This window comes from Delftia sp. HK171, from assembly GCF_001886655.1.
Classification (GTDB): Bacteria; Pseudomonadota; Gammaproteobacteria; order Burkholderiales; family Burkholderiaceae_C; genus Comamonas; species Comamonas acidovorans.
On sequence record NZ_CP018101.1, the window covers coordinates 2647272 to 2665939 of the forward strand.

At 67.0% G+C, this 18668-nt stretch carries 16 protein-coding genes and 1 pseudogene; 11 read left to right on the top strand and 6 right to left on the bottom strand.

Going from position 1 to position 18668, the window contains the following annotated elements; genetic code table 11:
- Positions 1-146 precede the first annotated feature (146 nt).
- The 9 genes from BO996_RS11950 (at position 147) to BO996_RS11990 (ending at position 12810) form a co-directional block, all read left to right on the top strand.
- Entirely contained in the window at positions 147-1961 is a 1815-nt protein-coding gene (locus BO996_RS11950) for an ABC transporter ATP-binding protein (protein WP_071954833.1), read from the top strand.
- On the top strand, positions 1955-3760 hold the full coding sequence (locus tag BO996_RS11955) for an ABC transporter ATP-binding protein (RefSeq protein WP_071954834.1): 1806 nt from the start codon (positions 1955-1957) through the stop codon (positions 3758-3760). Before BO996_RS11950 ends, BO996_RS11955 begins: the two co-directional genes overlap by 7 nt.
- Positions 3757-4761, top strand: coding sequence for an ABC transporter permease (locus BO996_RS11960; RefSeq protein ID WP_071954835.1), 1005 nt, complete (start codon positions 3757-3759; stop codon positions 4759-4761). The genes BO996_RS11955 and BO996_RS11960 overlap by 4 nt, the downstream gene beginning before the upstream one ends.
- Positions 4761-5732 (top strand): iron chelate uptake ABC transporter family permease subunit, encoded by a 972-nt coding sequence (locus BO996_RS11965; protein WP_071954836.1) that lies wholly within the window; start codon positions 4761-4763, stop codon positions 5730-5732. The genes BO996_RS11960 and BO996_RS11965 overlap by 1 nt, the downstream gene beginning before the upstream one ends.
- 100 nt (positions 5733-5832) lie before the next feature.
- Complete coding sequence (locus BO996_RS11970; protein WP_198041298.1) at positions 5833-6837, top strand: siderophore ABC transporter substrate-binding protein; 1005 nt, start codon at positions 5833-5835, stop codon at positions 6835-6837.
- Positions 6838-6923: 86 nt separating this feature from the next.
- On the top strand, positions 6924-9446 hold the full coding sequence (locus BO996_RS11975) for a TonB-dependent receptor (RefSeq protein ID WP_071954837.1): 2523 nt from the start codon (positions 6924-6926) through the stop codon (positions 9444-9446).
- Between the two features lie 152 nt (positions 9447-9598).
- Complete coding sequence (locus BO996_RS11980; RefSeq protein WP_013803351.1) at positions 9599-9919, top strand: ArsR/SmtB family transcription factor; 321 nt, start codon at positions 9599-9601, stop codon at positions 9917-9919.
- Between the two features lie 71 nt (positions 9920-9990).
- A complete protein-coding gene (locus BO996_RS11985) occupies positions 9991-11523 on the top strand; it encodes a sigma-54 interaction domain-containing protein (protein ID WP_071954838.1) in 1533 nt (510 codons plus the stop codon).
- A gap of 108 nt (positions 11524-11631) precedes the next feature.
- The gene (locus tag BO996_RS11990; protein ID WP_071954839.1) at positions 11632-12810 is read left to right on the top strand and encodes a DUF4272 domain-containing protein; all 1179 of its coding nucleotides are present in this window, start codon (positions 11632-11634) and stop codon (positions 12808-12810) included.
- 36 nt (positions 12811-12846) lie between these two features.
- Here BO996_RS11990 and BO996_RS11995 read toward each other — a convergent pair whose 3' ends face one another.
- From BO996_RS11995 to BO996_RS12010, 4 genes are read right to left on the bottom strand one after another with little or no spacing between them, the layout of a single operon-like run.
- On the bottom strand, positions 12847-13527 hold the full coding sequence (locus BO996_RS11995) for a hypothetical protein (RefSeq protein WP_232240519.1): 681 nt from the start codon (positions 13525-13527) through the stop codon (positions 12847-12849).
- Between the two features lie 28 nt (positions 13528-13555).
- Complete coding sequence (locus BO996_RS12000; protein ID WP_071954841.1) at positions 13556-14299, bottom strand: hypothetical protein; 744 nt, start codon at positions 14297-14299, stop codon at positions 13556-13558.
- A 22-nt stretch (positions 14300-14321) separates the two neighbouring features.
- Entirely contained in the window at positions 14322-15020 is a 699-nt protein-coding gene (locus tag BO996_RS12005; protein WP_071954842.1) for a hypothetical protein, read from the bottom strand.
- 23 nt (positions 15021-15043) lie between these two features.
- Positions 15044-15748, bottom strand: coding sequence for a hypothetical protein (locus BO996_RS12010; RefSeq protein ID WP_071954843.1), 705 nt, complete (start codon positions 15746-15748; stop codon positions 15044-15046).
- A gap of 107 nt (positions 15749-15855) precedes the next feature.
- Here BO996_RS12010 and BO996_RS29665 point away from each other — a divergent pair, with 107 nt between their 5' ends.
- Positions 15856-16515, top strand: a complete 660-nt coding sequence (locus BO996_RS29665) for a S24 family peptidase (RefSeq protein WP_083571142.1) — start codon at positions 15856-15858, stop codon at positions 16513-16515.
- Positions 16516-16912: 397 nt separating this feature from the next.
- Here BO996_RS29665 and BO996_RS12020 read toward each other — a convergent pair whose 3' ends face one another.
- Entirely contained in the window at positions 16913-17401 is a 489-nt protein-coding gene (locus BO996_RS12020) for a toll/interleukin-1 receptor domain-containing protein (protein WP_232240520.1), read from the bottom strand.
- 312 nt (positions 17402-17713) lie between these two features.
- A complete protein-coding gene (locus BO996_RS12025; RefSeq protein WP_071954845.1) occupies positions 17714-17950 on the bottom strand; it encodes a hypothetical protein in 237 nt (78 codons plus the stop codon).
- Positions 17951-18309: 359 nt separating this feature from the next.
- Between BO996_RS12025 and BO996_RS12030 the strand changes: the two are divergent.
- Positions 18310-18588, top strand: a pseudogene (locus BO996_RS12030) (integrase core domain-containing protein); the annotation flags it as partial.
- Between the last annotated feature and the right edge of the window lie 80 nt (positions 18589-18668).

Sequence of the window (18668 nt, forward strand, 5' to 3'; positions counted from 1 at the left end):
TTCATCACGGCGCCTTCCCTGTTTCTTGGAGCCCGTTACCGGCTGATTTAACTTCCTGCCCCTGCGGATTGAGGGTTTGGCGTTCTCGTTCGGAAGACAGGCAAGAGCCCTTGTTTTCTGTTCCGCCATGCCTTCCAGGAAATCCCATGCACTCCACCGATGCCGATGATCCCCAGGCCGGCCCCGGCCCCATTGCGCAGACGCTGCAGCCCATCCGCGCGCAGCTTGTTCTTGCCGCGCTGCTGTCGTTTGCGGGCGCCGTGCTGGCGCTGGCGCCGCTGGCGGGCATTGCCCACATCGCGCGGCTGGCGCTGGCCGATGGCGGCATGGTGGCGGCAGATGCCTGGCGCGTCATCGCGCTGTGCCTTGTCTGCCTGTTCGCGGGCATGGCCCTGGTGTCGGCGGGCGAGCTGGTTGCCCATCTGGCCGACAACCGCCTCACCCACGGGCTGCGCCTGTCGGCCATGCAGCGGCTGGCGCGCGTGCCGCTGGGCTGGTTTTCCGAGCGGGCCTCGGGCCAGGTCAAGCAGGCCATGCAGGACGACGTGGCCACCCTGCACGAGCTGACCGCGCACTTCTACACCACCGTGGGGCGCGGCGCGGGCACGGTGGCCGCTTCTGCGGTCTACCTGGTGGCCATGGACTGGCGCATGGCCCTGGTCTCGGCCCTGCCGTTCGGCATCTTCTTTCTGGTGATGCGCCACGCCATGCAGGCCAGCGGCGCCCACATGCCGGCCTTTGGCGCGGGGCTGGCGCGCATCAACAACGCGGTGGTGGAGTTTGTGCACGGCATTCCCGTGGTCAAGGCCTTTGGTGCCAGCGGGCGCGCCCATGGCAGCTACCGCGAGTCCGTCGATGGCTTTACCGACGCCTTCCTCGGCTTTGCGCGCCCGCTGGTGTCGGCGCGCGCCAATGCCAATGCTCTGATCGCGCCCGTGGCCGTGCTGGGCGTGGTGCTGGCCTTTGGCACGCTGTTCACGGCCCTGGGCTGGATGGCGCCCGTGGACGTGCTGCCCTTTGCCCTGGTGGCGCCGGGCATCAGCGCGCCGCTGCAGCTGCTCAGCTTCAACCTGCATGCGCTCAACCACGCCACGGGCGCCGCCCAGCGCGTGCAGGCGCTGCTGCGCACGCCCGTGCTGGAGCAACCGGCCGCCGATCAATGCAGGCTGCCCCAAGGCTGCGAAGTCCGCTTCGAAGGCGTTGGCCATGCCTACGAGGCGGGGCATGACGTTCTCAAGGGCATGGATTTCACGCTCAGGCCCGGCACGGTGACCGCCGTGGTCGGTGCCTCGGGCGCGGGCAAGTCCACGCTCGCCCGGCTGTTGCTGCGTTTCTTCGACCCGAACGAAGGGCGCATCACGCTGGGCGGGGTGGACCTGCGGCAGATCGAGACCCGGCAGCTGTACCGCCACCTGGCCTTTGTGCTGCAGGACGTGCGCCTGGTGCACGCCAGCGTGCGCGAGAACATCGCGCTGGGCCGGCCCTCGGCCAGCGCGCAGGAGGTGGAAGAGGCGGCGCGCGCCGCCCACATCCATGAGCGCATCCTGGCGCTGCCGCGCGGCTATGACTCCGTGATCGGCGAAGACGCCCAGTTGTCCGGCGGCGAACAGCAGCGCCTGAGCATTGCGCGCGCCGTGCTGCTGGATGCGCCCGTGCTGGTGCTGGACGAACCCACGGCCGCCGCCGATGCCGAGAGCGAGGCCGCCATCCAGCAGGCCCTGTCGCGCCTGGCCGCCGGACGCACCCTGCTGGTCATCGCCCACCGGCTGGACACCGTCATGCATGCGGACCAGATCCTGGTGGTGGAGGGCGGAGCCATCCGCGAGCGCGGCCGCCATGCCGAGCTGCTGGCGCTGGGCGGACGCTACGCGCGGCTGTGGGCGCTGGGCGGGTATGCCCCACCGCCCACGCAAGCCCAGCCTTCCACCCCCGCCCTGGCCCCGGAGCTGCCGCCATGCTGAAGACCCTGATGCAACTGCTGGGCGACGATGCCCGGCTTTTCCGCCGCTATGCCTGGATGGCCGTGCTGCACGGCCTGCTCAGCGGCCTGGTCGTCACCGCTCTTGTGCCCGTGCTGTCGCGCCTGCTGGCAGGCGATACGCGCGGCGCCGCGGCCTGGCTGGCCGTGCTGCTGGCGGGCGTGGTGTTGTGCTGGGCCTGGCAGCGCCAGGTGGAAAAAGCCGGCCTGGGCCTGGGCGCCGCCGTGCTGCGCGTGGCACGCCACCGCCTGGGTGACCATGTGGCCCGCCTGCCCGTGGGATGGTTCACCCCCGAGAACACGGCCCGGCTCAACCACGTCGTTTCGCAGGGAATGATGGAAGTGGCCCAGCTGCCGGCCCATGTGTTCACGCCCATGTTCAGCGGCGCCGTGGCGCCCGTTGCCGTAGTAGCCGCACTGTGTGCCATGGACTGGCGCATGGGCCTGATTGCACTGCTGGCGCTGCCGCTGCTGGCAGGCGTGCTGCTGGTCACCGCGCACCTGGGCCGCCGTGCCGACGAGCGCCTGCAGCGCAGCATGGCTGGCGCCAGCCAGCGCATGGTGGAGTTTGCCCAGGCGCAGTCGGTGCTGCGCGCCTTCAATGGCGAAGGCGGCGGCACGCGCTGGCTGGAGCAGGCCCTGGGCCGGCAGCGCGCATCGGGCGCGCAGTCCATCCGCCTGGTGGCGCTGTCGGGCGTGCTCAATGGCTGGGCCGTGCAGGCCGTGTTTGCGGCCTTGCTGGTGGCCGGCGCGCTGTGGCTGGACGAGCGCCTGGGCGGCGTTGCAGCACAGGGCATGGGCATGGGAATGGAAGCCGCCATCCCCGTGATCGTGGCCCTGCTGCTGGCCTGCCGCCATGTCGATCCGCTGCTGGAGGTGGCCGGCTACGCCGACTCGCTGCGCGCCGCACGCGTGCAGCTCGATGCCGTGAGCGACATCCTCGCGGTCCAGCCGCTGCCCGAGCCTGCCGTGCCCCAGGCGCCGCGCGATGCCTCCGTGGAGCTGCGCGATGTGGTGTTCCGCTACGCGCCGGGCCAGCCCGAGGTGCTGCGCGGCCTGAGCCTGCGCGTGGAGCCTGGGTCGATGACGGCGCTGGTGGGCGCCTCCGGCTCGGGCAAATCGTCCGTGCTGCGGCTGATCGCGCGCTTTTTCGATGTACAGCAGGGCAGCGTTCTGGTGGGCGGCATCGACGTGCGTCAGATCGCGGGCGAGCGGCTGGCCGGGCAGATCAGCCAGATCTTCCAGGACAGCTACCTTTTCCAGGGCTCCATTGCCGACAACATCCGCATGGGCCGCCCGCAGGCCAGTGATGCCGAGGTGATGGAGGCCGCGCGCCAGGCCGGCGTGGCCGAGATCATCGAGCGTCTGCCGCAAGGTCTGGACACGCCCGTGGGCGAGGGCGGGGCGCGCCTGTCGGGCGGCGAGCGCCAGCGCATCGCCATTGCCCGCGCGCTCATCAAGGACGCGCCCATCCTCCTGGTCGATGAGGCCACGGCCGCGCTGGATGCCGAAAACCAGGCCGCCATCGCCCAGGCGCTGGCGCGGCTGCGCGGCCGGCGCACGCTGATCGTGATTGCCCACCAGCTGTCCACCGTCGCCATGGCCGACCAGATCATCGTGCTGGACCAGGGCCGCGTCAGCGAGCAGGGTACGCCGCAGCAGCTGGCGCAGGCGCAGGGCCTGTATGCGCGCTTTCTGGCGCGACGGCGCGCCACCAAGGGCTGGCGCATTGCGGGAACGCGCACGGGAACGGCCACAGGCACGGGCGAGGACCTCCGTTGAGCGAGCCTGCGAAGCCAAAGACAGGGACGCAGGCCCCGCGCCTGGCGCCGTGGCTGCTGCCGTTTGCCGCGCTGTGCTGCGCGTCCGTGCTCATCGGCGCGCGGCAGGTGGACTGGGGGCAGCTGCTGTCGCTGTCGGGCGATGCCTGGCTCACCCTCACGGCCAGCCGGCTGCCGCGCCTGGCAGCGCTGGTACTCACGGGCGTCGGTCTGTCGGTGTGCGGCGTGGTGCTGCAGCAGATCGTGCAGAACCGCTTTGTGGAGCCTGCCACCTGCGGCGGGCTGGATGCGGCCAAGCTGGGCATTCTGGTGTCGCTGACGGTGGCGCCCGCCTCGGCCTTCACCTCGGGCGCGTGGGGCGTGGCCTGGCGCATGGTGTTCGCGCTGGTGTTCTGCCTGGGCGCCAGCCTGCTGTACGTGGCCATCATCCGCCGCATGCGCCTGCGCAACCTGGTGCTGGTGCCCGTGGTGGGCCTGATGTACGGCAGCGTGCTCAGCGCCATCGCCGAGTTCCATGCCTTTCGCCACAACCTGCTGCAAAGCATGCAGGGCTGGCTGCTGGGCGACTTCTCGCGCATCGTGCAGGGGCACTACGAAATCATCTACCTCATCGTGCCCATCGTGGCGCTCACCTATGCGTTTGCGCACCGCTTCACCGTGCTGGGCATGGGCGAGGGCATGGCCACCAGCCTGGGCCTGAGCTATCCGGCCCTGGCCACGCTGGGCCTGGTGCTGGTGGCCGTCACCGTCTCGGCCACGGTCATCACCGTGGGCGCCATTCCCTTCGTGGGCCTGGTCATTCCCAACCTGGTGGCCATGCGCTGCGGCGAGAACCTGGGCCGCACCCTGCCCATCGTCGCGCTCAGCGGCGCCTCGCTGCTGCTGGCCTGCGACATCGTGGGCCGGCTGATCATGCACCCCTTCGAGGTGCCGATCGGCCTGACGGCGGGTAGCGTGGGCGGCGTGCTGTTCCTCGTGCTCATCCTGCGCAGGAGGCCGTGATGCGCAAGGCCTTGCCTCAGACAACCGCATGGATTGCGGCTGCCGTGGTTGCCGTGGTTGCCGTCGCGCTGGCGGCCTGCTTCGTGCTGCTGGGCTCGGGGCTGGACTTCGGCTATGTCATTCCACGGCGGCTGACGCGGCTGTCGGCCATCGTCATCGGCGGCATCTGCATTGCGCTGTCGTCCATCGTCTTCCAGACACTTGCGGGCAACCGCATCCTCACCCCCGCCATCATGGGCTACGAGGCGGTCTACCTGCTGCTGCAGGCGCTGCTGGTGCTGGCCATGGGCGTGCAAAGCCTGGTGGTGCTGGGCCCCGGCGGCAACTTCTGGCTGTCGGTGGCCTGCATGCTGGGCTACTCCTGGGCCCTGCACCGCTGGCTGCTGGGCGGGGGCCGCGACAACGTGTACTTCCTGCTGCTGCTGGGCCTGGTGCTGGGCATGGTGATAGGCACCTTCACGCAGTTCGTGCAGCTGCGCATCAGCCCGGGCGAATTCTCTGTGCTGCAGGGCTACAGCTACACCTCGTTCAACCGCGCGCGGCCTGCGCAGCTGCTGTGGTCGGCGCTGATCGTGGCCGTGGCCTGCGTGATCGTGCGGCGCAGCCTGCCCGTGCTGGATGTGCTGGCCCTGGGCCGCGAGCAGGCCATCTCGCTGGGCGTGCACTACCAGCGCCAGCTGCGCCTGCAGCTGGCGCTGATTGCCGCGCTGGTGGCGGTGTCCACCAGCCTGCTGGGGCCCACGGCCTTCATGGGCATCTTCGTGGCCCACATCAGCTACGCGCTGGCGGGCACGGCGCGCCACCGCATCACGCTGCCGCTGGGCTGCGCCGTGGCCGTGTCCATCTTCCTCGCGGCGCAGCTGGCGGTGGAGCATGTCTTCAACTACCGCACCTCGGTGGGCATCCTCGTCAACCTGGTGTGCGGCAGCTACTTCCTCGCGCTCATGGTGCGCGGGCGCGGCCGGGCCTGAGCCGGCCCCCGGCCTCCCAAAAACACCCAACGCAATGCATCCCATTTTTCAGGAGAGAAAGCCCGTGACCCGTCTGTTCCGCGTTCCCCATCACGCTCCCATGTTGGCCCTGGCTGCTGCCCTGGCCCTGTCGGCCTGCGACCGGCCCGCCAACCCGTCGACCCAGGCCGCAGCGCCGCAGGCGGCGGGCGCCGGCGAGTTCAAGCCCGTCACGGTGCAGCACCAGCTGGGCACGACGGTGGTGGAGCGCCCGCCGCAGCGCGTGGCCGCGCTGGACATGAACGAGGCCGACTTCCTCGACCAGCTCGGCGTGCCCATTGCCGGCATGCCCAAGGACTTCGTGCCCCACTTCCTGGCCCGGTACAAGGACGATGCCAACGTGCAGGACCTGGGCTCCATCGTCCAGCCCAACCTGGAGCGCGTGCATGCGCTCAAGCCCGACCTGGTACTGATCTCGCCTATCCAGGCCAGCGCCTACCAGGAGCTTTCGGGCTTTGCGCCCACCGTGCATTTCGACGTGGACTTCAGGAACAGCGGCACCCGGCACCTGGACACCGTGCGCGATCACCTGCTGACCCTGGGCCGCATCTTCGGCAAGCAGGACCTGGCGCGCGCCAAGGCGGCCGAGATGGACGACAAGGTGGCCCAGGCCCGGCGCGCCACCGAAGGGCGCAAGGAGACGGCCCTCATCGTCATGCACAACAACGGCGCCTTCACCTCGTTCGGGCCGCAGTCGCGCTACGGCTTTGTCTTCAACGCGCTGGGCGTCAGGCCCGCCAGCACGGCGGCCGAGGCCGACCTGCACGGCCAGCCCATCTCCAGCGAATTCATCCAGCAGGCCAACCCGGACATCCTCTACGTGATCGACCGCACGGCCATCATGCAGCGCCGCCCCGGCATGGACGCCGCAGGCATGGACAACCCGCTGCTGCGCCAGACCAGCGCCTGGAAGAACAACCGCGTGGTCTTCGTCGATTCAGAGGCCTGGTACGTCACGGCGGCCAGCGTGACCTCGGTGAAGCTCATGGTCGATGACGTGCTCAAGGGCTACGGCGATGCGCCGGCAGCGGGCGCGGGCCCGGTGGCAACTGCGGTTGCAAATTGATCGCATTCTCGATTGAGGGTTTGGCTTTCTCATTCGGAAGACAAGGTGAAACACCCAACGCCTACCCGAACCGAAAGGAGTCCCGCATGGCACTACGCCATCCATCCCGCCCCGCACAGAACGGCGCATCGCGCGCCCTGCCGCACCCGGCCTTTGTCTCCAGGCACACGGCCATCGCCGTGCAAATGCTCTGCATGGCGGGCCTGGCACTGGGCGGCCTGGCCGTGGCCATGTCGTCCGCGCTGGCGCAGGCGGCTGCCCAGGGGGCCGCATCTGGAGCAGCCTCCGGGGCGGCACCCGGCGAGGTCCGCCGCGCCTTCAACATCCCCGCCGGTCCGCTGGGCCAGGCGCTCAACGCCTTTGCCGCAGCGGCCGGCGTGGAACTGACGGTGGATTCCAGCCTGCTGCAAGGCCGCAGCAGCTCAGGCCTGTCGGGCAGCTACAGCGTGGCCGAAGGCTTTGCCGAGCTGCTGCGCGGCCAGGGTCTGCGCGCGCTGCGCGAAGCCAACGGCAGCTACACCCTGGGCCGCGACCGCAACGCCGCAGCGCCCGTGGAGGGCGGCGTGCTCCTGCCCGCCGTCACCGTGCGCGCACAGGCTCAGCAGGCGCCCGAAGCCTATGCCGGCGGCCAGGTCTCCACGGGCGGCCGCATGGGTCTGCTGGGCGACAAGGACTTCATGGAGACGCCCTTCAACACCATCAGCTACACCGAGAAATTCATGGCCGACCGCCAGGCCCGCGACATCACCGACGTGATCTCCGCCGCCGACCCCACCGTGTTCAGCACGGGCATGACCGGCATCATCAGCGAGAACTATTCCATTCGCGGCTTCAGCTCCAGCATTGGCGATGTGACCTTTGGCGGGTTGTTCGGCGTGGCGCCGTTCTACCGCGCATCGCCAGAAATGTTCGAGCGCGTGGACGTGCTCAAGGGCCCATCGGCCCTGCTCAACGGCATGCCGCCCGGCGGCTCGGTGGGCGGCACGGTCAACCTCGTGCCCAAGCGCGCGGGCGACGAGCCGCTGACGCGGCTGACCACCTCCTTCATGTCCGATGCGCAACTGGGCGCCCACATCGACCTGGGCCGGCGGTTCGGCGAGCGCAAGCAGTTCGGCATCCGCTTCAACGGCGTGCTGCGCGACGGCGACGGCGCCGTGAACCAACAGGAAAAGGAAACCCGGCTGGCCTCGCTGGGCCTGGACTGGCGCGGCGAGCGCGCGCGCCTGTCGGCCGACCTGTACAGCAGCGATGACCGCACCGACGGCCTGAACCGCGGCATCAACCTGGCCGCAGGCCTGCCCGTGCCCAGGCCGCCCAAGGCCGACACCCTGCTCAACCCCAGCTGGGCCTTCTACGACACCAAGGACAAGGGCGCCATGGTGCGCGGCGAGCTTGACCTGGGCGACAGCGTCACGGCCTATGCCGCCGTGGGCACCAGCAAGACCCGGTACCGCTCCACGGGCGCCTACCTGATCCAGGTCTTCAACACGGCCGGCGACTACCGCACCAACCTGGCCGACCTGGGATTCGAGATGGACAAGAAGTCGGCCGAGGCCGGCCTCAAGGGCAAGTTCCAGACGGCCGGCGTGGGCCACCAGTGGGCGCTCAACGCCACCTACTACACGCATACCGACAAGCAGTTCGGCCGCCGCAACGTGCTGGCCCAGGACTGGATCACCAACATCTACAACCCCATCTGGGGCCCGGCCACCAGCTTCAATGCGCCACCGATCTCGCGCACCGAACTGCGGCTGACCAGCATCGGCGTGGCCGACACCCTGTCTTTTGCGCAGGACCGCGTGCAGCTCACCCTGGGCCTGCGCCGCCAGCAGGTGCTCAGCGACACCTTCAACGTGGCCACGGGCGCGCGCACCTCGCGCTATGACGAAGGCGCCACCACGCCCGCCGCCGCGCTGCTGGTGAAGGCCAGCGAGCGTGTCTCGGTGTACGCCAACTACATCGAAGGCCTGAGCCAGGGCGCCACCGCACCCATGACGGCGGCCAACGCGGGCGAAGTGTTCGCTCCCTACAAATCCAGGCAAAAGGAGCTGGGCCTGAAACTGGACCTGGGCGACTTCGCCCACACCTTCAGCCTCTACGAGATCCAGCGCCCCAACGGCTACACCGATCCTGTCTCCAACGTCTTCTCCTTTGGCGGCGAGCAACGCAACCGGGGCGTGGAATGGGGCTTCTTCGGCAACGTGGCCACGGGCGTGCGCCTGATGGGCGGCATTGCCTACGTACAGCCCAAGCTCACCCGCACGGCAGGCGGCGTGAACCAGGGCAAGCTGGCGGCGGGCGTGCCCAGGCTGCAGGGCAAGCTGGGCGTGGAGTGGGACGTGCCTGCCCTGCAGGGCCTGACGCTGACGGCCAATGCCACCACGGCATCCAGGCAGTACATCAATGCCGACAACTCGCTGTCCGTGCCGGGCCGCACCGTGTTCGACGTTGGCGCGCGCTATGTGACCACGGCGGCCGGCCACCCGCTCACGCTGCGCGGCAGCATCACCAACGTGGCCAACAAGGCCTACTGGGCCACGCCGCTGTGGACCAGCCTGGGTCTGGGCGCGCCGCGCACTTTCATGCTGTCGGCCACGGTTGATTTCTGAGCCATGACACGGCGCCTTGCCGTAGATCAAGCCGAACCCGAGCCGGGCCGAGCCTGCGCTGCCGCTCTGCGGGCTATAAACTAGCCCGATGGGGCGGCGAGCATGCCGGCCCGCCAACCGCCCACCCTCCATTACCAGGATGACAGACGCCTATGGACAGCCGCAATGACAGCATGGACCTGAGCGACGACAGCGTGTTCGAGAGCGCTGCGGAGCTGTTCCGTGCCATGGCGGCGCCCGTGCGCCTGAAGATCATCAGCGTGTTGTGCCATGGCGAGAAGAACGTGACCGAACTGCTCGCCGACATCACCACCACGCAGCCCAACATGTCCCAGCACCTGAACACGCTGTACCAGGCCGGCGTGCTGGGCCGGCGTCGCGAAGGCGTCAGCATCTACTACTTCATCGCCAACGCGCAGGCGGCGCAGATGTGCCGCGCCATCTGCGCCCAGGTCGCCATCGCGCAGGGCTGAGCGCGGCAGACCCGCAGGCTGCAAAAAGGGATCTCAAGGGGACCCAAGGCGACTCGGCTAGGATGCCATCCATGCCGCCCACACCCACCCTGGTCCAGCCCCTGCCGCTCGATGCCGACGGCATCCTCGCGCTGGCAGCGCGCTCCATGTTCCAGCTGTTCTCCACCATGAGCCAGGGCATGTTCCTGGCCGACAGGGCAGGGCGCATCGTCTGGGTCAACGAGGGGTACCAGCGCTTCCTGCCCGACCTGGGCGTGGCCTCGGTGGACGACTTCCTGGGCCACATGGTCGAGGACGTCATCCCCAACACCCGCATGCGCCGGGTGCTGGAAACCGGCGAGCCCGTACTCATCGACCTGCTCACCAACCGCGCCGGCACCTTCGTGGTCAGCCGCATCCCGCTCAAGGACGATGCGGGCGCGGTCATCGGTGCCATCGGCATCGTGCTCTTCGACCAGCCGGAGACCACGCTGCAGCCCCTCATCAGCAAATTCGCCGTTCTGCAGCGCGACCTGGACGAGGCCCGGCGCGAGCTGGCCGCCCAGCGCAACCGCAGCCTGCGCGTGGCCGTGCAGGGCGAGCGCCGCGCCAAGTACAGCTTTGCCAGCTTTGTCGGCAGCAGCCCGGCGGCCGTGGAGGTCAAGCGCCAGGCGCGCCGCGCGGCCCAGTCGCTCAGCCCCGTGCTGCTGCTGGGCGAAACCGGCACCGGCAAGGAACTGCTGGCCCATGCCATCCACGCGGCATCGGCCCGCACCGGCGGCCCCTTCGTCACCGTCAACATCGCCGCCGTGCCGGACGCCTTGCTGGAGGCCGAATTCTTCGGCGTTGCCCCCGGCGCCTACACCGGCGCAGACCGCAAGCCGCGCGACGGCAAGTTCAGGCTGGCCGACGGCGGCACGCTGTTCCTCGACGAAATCGGCGACATGCCCCTGAACCTGCAGGCCAAGCTGCTGCGCGCGCTGCAGGAGGGCGAGATCGAACCGCTGGGCTCCAACCAGCTCGTGCGCTTTGACGTGCGCGTGGTGGCCGCCACCTCGCGCGACCTGCCGCAGATGGTGCGCGATGGCCGCTTCAGGGAAGACCTCTTCTACCGCCTGCACGTGCTGCCCATCCGCGTGCCGCCGCTGCGCGAACGCAGGCGCGACATCCCGGCCTTGGTCGAAGTCCTCTCCGAAGAACTGGCCCTGCGCAACGACATGCCCCCGCCAGAACTGCTGCCCGACGCCCTGGCCCTGCTGGCCGGCCAGACCTGGCGCGGCAACATCCGTGAGCTGCGCAACGTGCTGGAGCAGGCCGCCATGCGCAGCGAAGACACCGCCATCAACGCAGAGCAACTGCGCGAAGTGCTGCGCTCATCCGGCGTGGAACCCGCCGCCCCCGCGCCCGGCCCCGAGACTGCACCCGCCCCGTCCCCTGCCCACAACAGCCCCGCCGACACCGACCTGCTTCGCCCCCTGGCCCAGCAGGTGGCCGAGCTGGAGCGCAAGGCCATCACCGCCACCCTGGCCGCCAACAGCGGCAACAAGCTGGCCACGGCGCGCCAGCTGGGCATCTCGCGGGCCACGCTGTATGACCGGATGGCGGTGCTGGAGCTGCAGGGCTGAGTCACCCGCCGCCTGCAGGCCGTACCGTCGCCAAGAGGCAGGGCGCTTTCTGCCGCTCCCAATCCCGGAACCAACCCCGGAACCAAGTCCGGAACCAATCCCGTGAACATGAAAAATCTCCTCACCCGCCTCAAGACCGCATTCAGCAAGCCCGCCCCCGAGCCCGCTCGCCAAGAGGAACACCAGCATACCCAGCACCAGCCGCACGAACCCCAGTCGGATGCCGCAGAAGATGAGGTACTCATCAACGCCTACTGCACCGTCTGGGACCTTCCCGCGCTTGACTTTCCGCACACGTTGGCCGGGCGCCGCGATCTTGCGGACCCTGAGCTGGCGCCCCATCTTTCCGGCTTTGTCGGCTATGTGCTGGGGCGCGGCGATGGGCAGATGACGCGCAACCGCTACCACGCCATGCGCCACATCCAGCGCGTGCAGCAGCACCTGAGCCTGGGCATTGCGCCGGCCCAGCTCGATGCCTTTGCCGGCTGGGCGGAGCGCGCCAACGCCATCGCCTTTCTGACGGACGGCAGCATCCGCGATCCGCAGGGCCGCATCCTGCTGGATGCCAGCGGCGCCGAGCCTGATGACCAGGCTGCGCTGCCCTATCCGCAGCAGGCCTGGCATCGCAAGCAGCGTAGCGAACAGCTGCTGGCGCAGCGCGGCTTCACGCCAGCGGCCAGCCTGCCGCCGCTGATCTCCGAGCCCGAACTGCGCATGCGCGCACCCGACGAGATCGCCGCCCGCGCCTTCGCCCTGCTAGCCGTCGCCGTGCGCGCCGAATCACTGAACGACGCACTGAACGAAGCACTGAACAGTGGCGAACCGCTCACCCCCGAACAGCTGTTCCAGCGCCTGCCGGCCGCCCAGGCTGCGCTCACCCCCAACGAGCGCGAATTCATGGCCACTGCCCAGCCCTCCGAAGAGGCCATCGCCAAGTTCGGTTGGCGCTACGAAGCCGCGTACTTGCTGGAATGGGCGCTGGGCCTGGTCGATGCGCTGCCTTTCCCTGACGCCATCTGCGACGTGCCGCTCACCTCGCGCACCCTGCTGCAGGCGGGCGACCTGCAAGGCGCCCTGCATGCCGCACACATGCGGCCCGACAGCGAAATCCTCGACGCCCTGGACCAGCACTACCGCCTGCACTGGATCGTGCGCCAGGCCCAGGTGCAACAGCAGTCCGCGCCAGCCGGGCTGAACGCCGACGTGCTCATGGAGCGCCACCATGCGCTGAACTGGCTGGTGCGCTTCGAGGGCAATGACTGGGATGACGTGGATACGCCGACCTGAGGCGTGCTGCGCAGGGCACCTGGCCGCGGCCACAGCTCAACCCGCGCCCAACTGCTCCAGCGTGATGCAGGCCAGCCACCTGCATCCATCCGATGGCCAGGCGGCGTCATCCGAGATGCAGCGCCCGGTGGCGTCCATCTGGATGCGGGTGACGTGGCGGTTGGCGCCGGGCCTTGAGCGGCGGGCGGGCATGGCCAGCAAGGCTTCGGGCAGCGGCTGCGCTGGTGGATAGGGTTCGAGGCGCGTGAGATTGTTTGCAGAGCGCAGGCGCAGCGGTGATCGCTCCATGCCGATCACCCAGGTCCAGAAGAGCGCCGGGTAGCGAAACCTGTGACCTGGCATTTCCAGCAGCAGCATGGCGCTGCCGCCCCGCTGCATGGCTTGGGCACAACGCAGCGGAGCGAGGGCGGGGAAATTCTCAAGCTGCGCTTTCCAGCCGGGCAGCAGCAAAGCCAGAACCTGCGCCAGCTCTTGCGGGCCGGGCTGTGGCGTCAACTGCAGCGGCAATTGCACCTGCAGCCATGCCCGTTGCCGCAGCACGGCAGCGCATCGCCGTGCACACCACCAGGCGCCCAGCGGATCGGGCAGGCACTGGGCATCGGGAACCGTGGGCAGTGTGGCCCAGCGCGTCTTGCGCGTCTGTGTACCCACCTCGTAGCGCCATTGCGTATCGAAGCGCAGGCCGGGCATGAAGGTACGAATGGGAGACCTGGGCATGTGCATTGCGGCTGCAGATCCACCACCGTCAGGCCGGTGCGGGCCTGGCTGCAAGCGTGACCGTGCCAAGCCACTGGCATGGGTGCCACGGGCCGCCCGCATCATGCAGGAGGCAGGTCCCGTCGGCTTGCACCTGGATCCGGGTGGCGTACCCGCTGGACCAGGGCAGGGTCGAGCCAAAGGGCAGGGCAAGCAAAGCCTTGGGAGGCGCCATGGCCTGCGTACCCGGTGACGGCAATGTGTCGGACGCAACGCAATCGTCGGTGCACGACAACGGCAGCTCCGGCTCGTACCCCACCACCCAGGCCCAGAAAATGCCCGGCTTGGGCCCTTCGCATTCCCGTGACTCCAGCATCAGCAAGGCACTGCCTCCCTGCTCGACCGCCTGGGCGCACAGCAAGGGCGTCCGGGCGCATTCCGCAGGTGCCTGCACGTCCCAGTCGGGCAGCAGCACATCAAGGATCTGCGCCAGTTCCTCCACGCCGGGAAGCGGGGGCAGGTGAACGGGCAGCCGCAGGAACAACCAGTGGTGCTGCTCCAGAACCACGGCGCACCGGCGAACGCACCACCAGGTGCCATAAGGGTCGGCCGGGCCAGCAAGGTCGGAGGCCATCGGCAGCTGTGTCCAGCTGGTCTTGCCGGCTTCCGCACGCCTTCTGTATTGCCAGTGACCATCAAAGAGCAGGCCGCTGATGAGGCGTTGACCGGGACTGCTTGGCTCCAGCGGAATTTCCCGCTCGTACTGCTCTGGCGTGAGATTGGAGTTCTGCATTTCTTCGGGTCAGGAAAGCCGGTCAGGAGAAGCCGCCGTTGATGGCAATGTCGTTGCTCAGTGGCTCCAGCGTGATGGCCGCCGTGCAGCGGTACCGGCTTGCGCGCGCATCCAGGCCATCCACATCACACAGCCCCTCGCCATCCACCGTCACCCTCAAGGCGTGATTCCATGCCAGGGGCGAGCCGAAGGGCCAGATCAGCAGCGCGCCAGGGCGCCCGGGCATGTCAAAGGCTGAAATGCGCTTGGCACGCTGGAACCTCTCGTGCATTTCCACGCCGATCACCCAGGCCCAGAAAACGGCTTGCACGCCATCGCTCGAATCCTCGGTCTGCAGTTGCAGCAAAGAGCAGCCACCGGCAAGCAGCGCATCGGTGCTGCGCAGCAGCGGCGCCTGTGTCGAGGGGTCATCCAGCACCTTCACGTTCCAGCCCGCAAGCATTGCGCCCAGGGCCAGCGCCACATCGCCACATTCCGGCTGCGCAGGCAGGCCAGAGGGCAGATGCGCGGAACGCCAGGGCCTGCGATTGAGCACTGCAACGCACTGGCGCACGCACCACCAGGCCCGCTGTGGATCTGCTGCAGCCATGCCGCCGGCCCGGGTTGCCGGCAGCCGTGCCCAATAGGCTCGGCCTGAAGGCGTGAGCGCCGAGTAGGTCCACAGTCCGTCAAAGCGAAGCCCTCGGGTGAAACGGTGGGTGAGGTGCGTGGTCTCATCCATGTGGGACCTTGTCTTGGTGGACTTCAACACGGTGCGTGCCCCGTCAATGGCCCTGCATTGCCGCGTTGCGCGGGCGACAACGTGATTGCAGCCAGACAGCGGCACTCGCGCCACTGCCCGTCAATGCCATCCACATCGCAATGCCCGTCGCGGTTCACCTGCACCCGCGCCGCATAGCCACAGGCCCAGGGCATGCTCCAGCCAAAGGGAATGGCGAGTAGCGCGACGGGGCGGGGCGCACGGCATGACGGCCATGGCTTCACCGGCGCGGGCAGCATTCTCTGATGCATCTCCACACCAATCACCCAGGCCCAGAACGTGCTCTGCGGGCACCGGTTCAGCGCCTCTGACTGCAGTTGCAGCACGGCCCCGCCGCCCGCCAGCAGCGCCCGGGTGCAGGACTGCAGCGGACTGTGCCCGGCCCCGGCCCCGGCGCTGAGCTGCACCTGCCAACGCGGCATCAGCGCGTGCAGGGCCAGCACCACATCTTCCGGCCCCGGCCGCAAGGGCATGCCTGGCGGCAGATTCACCGACTGCCACATCTCACGCCGCAGCACGGCAGCGCAGCGCCGCACACACCACCAGGCGCCATGCGGATCGGCTCTGCCCGCATCCGGCTGCCCCAGCGGCAGCCGCGACCAACAGGCCCGCCCCGATGGCGCGCGGGCGGCGTACTTCCAGCGCGCAGCGAAGCGCAGGCCGGGGGTGAAGTGGTGGGTGATGCGCATGGAATAAGGGAAAGCGTGCATTCATAGAAACGATCAATCGCCATTGCATCGTTGGAATCACTTCTTGTCAACACCCTTTGGTGTAATTCGTGGGCTCAAGTACACCCATGAGCGACACGTCAAATATCCGTTGTGCGAACTTGAATGCCCTTTGCCTGCGCTTGGGCTGGACCAGTCGGAAGGGCGACAACTCGGGCTCCCCTTCGGAGTTGATCAATCGACTTGGCCGGACATCGAGTTATTGGTCTGATCGCTTGAGAGGGAGAAAGCCCATAGGCGCGAAGCTGGCGCGCGAGATAGAAGAGGCGCTGAATCTGCCGAAATACTCCCTTGACGGGGATGAAGAACACAGCGACTTCGTTCAGGTCTCGCAACTCAGCGTCGGCGTGGCCGAAGACTCGGATGTTGGCAACGCTCTTGTGGCGGAGCTTGGCGCATTGCAGTTCCGGCGCGACTTTTTGCGCTCAGTTGGTGTCAGTGCGGTGAACGCGGCCCTCGTCCATGTGGCAGGAACCAGCATGGAGCCCACGATCCGGGACGGTGCGGTGCTCCTGCTGAATCGTGCGGATCAAACGCCGCGCCGTGGCAGCGTCTATGCATTCGTGTGGGGAGGGCAGATGCTTGTGCGGCGCTTTCAGCGGCTAGGCGATGTTTGGTATGCCGTGGCTGACAACGCCGATAAAAGCGAGCACCCGGATATCGTCATTGCCGGAAAGGCAGAGGGTCTGGTGCAAGGGCGAGCCATATGGGTCGGGGCCAAGCTCTGAGTCTGGCGTTGCTCGGTGGCTGACTCTTTCATCCGTCGTGGAAACTTGAATGCTTGTGCATACGCTTGGGATGAGGCAGTCGCAGAGCCAAGCAATTGGGCTCTCCCTCGGAACTGAGCCGCTGGCTTGGCCGATCGTCTAGCTTCTGATCTGATATCGACCCATTTGGTGATGCTGATCTGTGGGGGGGTGGCGGCTTTGCAGCGATTGCTGACTTTGGTCCGATGCTGCCTACAGGCCGCTGTGGAGCCCAGGAAGAGACGTTCGTTCGTCCGTGGTGGGATCAAGCAGCAGACATTCAACGTCTGACATGAGGGGGGGCCGACCGGCGTAGTCTCATGGGCCTCCCCTCAATGGAATGGTTAGGCATCAGCCGTCCGATTTTTATTCAATTCGCTCAACTCCAGATTGCAACGAGCTCGGCGATTTTGGTCGCGACTACGGCCATCGAATCTTCCGAAGTGTCTAGACCGCTTCGCGAAGCAAGCATTGGACTGACCTCGCGGAGTTCCGCGTATGTTGTATCGTGGACGATCGGCACGAGCCGGTTACCCGCCAGAAGCGTTGACAGTTCCTTGTCCGCGACGCCCTCTTTCGGCAGTCCCTTTAGCAGTGCGGGGGTCACAAGAACAAGCCCAATCTTTGAGGCGGCCAAGCCCTTGTCAATCGCGCGCATCATCGGAACGCCAAGACCCAAGTCCTTCTCGCTAAACCACACTTTTACGCCAGCCGCCTCAAGGAGGTCGTGCAGTTGTTTGGCGGCCCCTCGGCGATCATCCCACGCATGACAGAGGAAGCAATCACGCAGATCTGGCCTTGCCGCCGCTTGGGCCTCAACCGCCTCGCGAACTGGAGTAAGCGATGCCACCTGGGCTGGCGTGTACAAGACGGAGGAGCCGGTCCGCGACCAGCGCGGCCTAGAGCCGCCTCCGCTGGACCTGCTACCGCCGCCGTAGCTGGTTCCGCCGCCTGACGAGTTGGACGATCCGTATCCACTACCGTAGCCGTAGCTGCTCCGATAGCCACCATAGCGACTGCCGCATGCAGGGCAGTTGGCTGCGGCGCTTGAAGTGCGGTGACCATTTACTGGGGCTGTGCATTGAGCCATGAAGTTCTCCTTTGTAGAACCGTTCTGCGATGTTTGGATGCCTAACGCTAGTATTCGCGGGCTCCAAAGGTGGTCCGCTGGAATGCGAGGTTAGGCAGCAGCCTTCTTTTTGACCTTGACGGCCTTGCCTTCAGCCTGCATGAGCTCGGCAAACTTTGTCCAAGTAAGGCGCTTCTTGTTCACATAGTTGCCCTTAGGGAGCCATTCGATGTTCCCCTTGCTAACGAGCAAAGTACCAAGTTTTCCTTCGTCGGTTTTCACTTCAATCTTGACGTCCTTGTGTAGAACGAACTTGGTAGCAATATCGAGCGTAACTTCATGAGCCATATGGTCTCTCCGTCGGTTTTTGAATGAAAATCTGCCTCAGCTCAAAAGAGCATTGTTACTTTAGTCTAACTTTTAAGCTGAACTGCGAGGGGCGGCTGGCCGACCCGACGTGGTCCAATGCGATGTGAGAGTTGGTCATGGATTCCCGCGTAGTTTAGACAGTGCCAACCTGCAGGCCACATCTGGTGCTTGCGGTCTAAATTGGCACAAAAATGGGCTTGTAGCCCGGCTTTGTGGTCTATATGCTGAGCATAAATACAGTGCTAAATTCAACAATGAAACCCGTGACTCCTCCTATGTAATATGCCACACGGTTACTAGATCACATCCGTGAGCGATTTCGTTACAACACTATACCCTGCAGCCCGCAGAGCAACGGCATGGCCGAGAGCTTCGTCAACATCTTCAAGCACGACTATGTGGCGCGCGTGGACTTGCGTGATGCGCAGACGGTACTGGCGCAACTGCCAGCGGCCTTCGAGCACTTCAACGAGGTGCATCCGCATTCTTCGTTGAAAATGCGTTCGCCTCGGGAGTTCAGGCGGCAACAGGCGGCAGGGGCTGATCAGGTGCTTTATTGCGAAGGTGGGGTCGAGAATACGGGGGCAGCATCAGCGCAGCGTTTGCTGTCGTTCTGATGGAGGGGCGAAAGACACCCACTTTGCGGCAAACTGCCTTCTGAGGTTCGCACGATGGAACCTCAACTTCGCTGTCACTG

Excerpts from the sequence above, each read along its gene's own strand:
- BO996_RS11950 (WP_071954833.1), top strand. The coding sequence starts at position 147 with ATGCACTCCACCGATGCCGATGATCCCCAGGCCGGCCCCGGCCCCATT.
- BO996_RS11955 (WP_071954834.1), top strand. The coding sequence starts at position 1,955 with ATGCTGAAGACCCTGATGCAACTGCTGGGCGACGATGCCCGGCTTTTC.
- BO996_RS11965 (WP_071954836.1), top strand. The coding sequence starts at position 4,761 with ATGCGCAAGGCCTTGCCTCAGACAACCGCATGGATTGCGGCTGCCGTG.
- BO996_RS11970 (WP_198041298.1), top strand. The coding sequence starts at position 5,833 with ATGTTGGCCCTGGCTGCTGCCCTGGCCCTGTCGGCCTGCGACCGGCCC.
- BO996_RS11975 (WP_071954837.1), top strand. The coding sequence starts at position 6,924 with ATGGCACTACGCCATCCATCCCGCCCCGCACAGAACGGCGCATCGCGC.
- BO996_RS11980 (WP_013803351.1), top strand. The coding sequence starts at position 9,599 with ATGGACAGCCGCAATGACAGCATGGACCTGAGCGACGACAGCGTGTTC.
- BO996_RS11985 (WP_071954838.1), top strand. The coding sequence starts at position 9,991 with ATGCCGCCCACACCCACCCTGGTCCAGCCCCTGCCGCTCGATGCCGAC.
- BO996_RS11990 (WP_071954839.1), top strand. The coding sequence starts at position 11,632 with ATGAAAAATCTCCTCACCCGCCTCAAGACCGCATTCAGCAAGCCCGCC.
- BO996_RS11995 (WP_232240519.1), bottom strand. The coding sequence starts at position 13,527 with ATGCCCAGGTCTCCCATTCGTACCTTCATGCCCGGCCTGCGCTTCGAT.
- BO996_RS12000 (WP_071954841.1), bottom strand. The coding sequence starts at position 14,299 with ATGCAGAACTCCAATCTCACGCCAGAGCAGTACGAGCGGGAAATTCCG.
- BO996_RS12005 (WP_071954842.1), bottom strand. The coding sequence starts at position 15,020 with ATGGATGAGACCACGCACCTCACCCACCGTTTCACCCGAGGGCTTCGC.
- BO996_RS12010 (WP_071954843.1), bottom strand. The coding sequence starts at position 15,748 with ATGCGCATCACCCACCACTTCACCCCCGGCCTGCGCTTCGCTGCGCGC.
- BO996_RS29665 (WP_083571142.1), top strand. The coding sequence starts at position 15,856 with ATGAGCGACACGTCAAATATCCGTTGTGCGAACTTGAATGCCCTTTGC.
- BO996_RS12025 (WP_071954845.1), bottom strand. The coding sequence starts at position 17,950 with ATGGCTCATGAAGTTACGCTCGATATTGCTACCAAGTTCGTTCTACAC.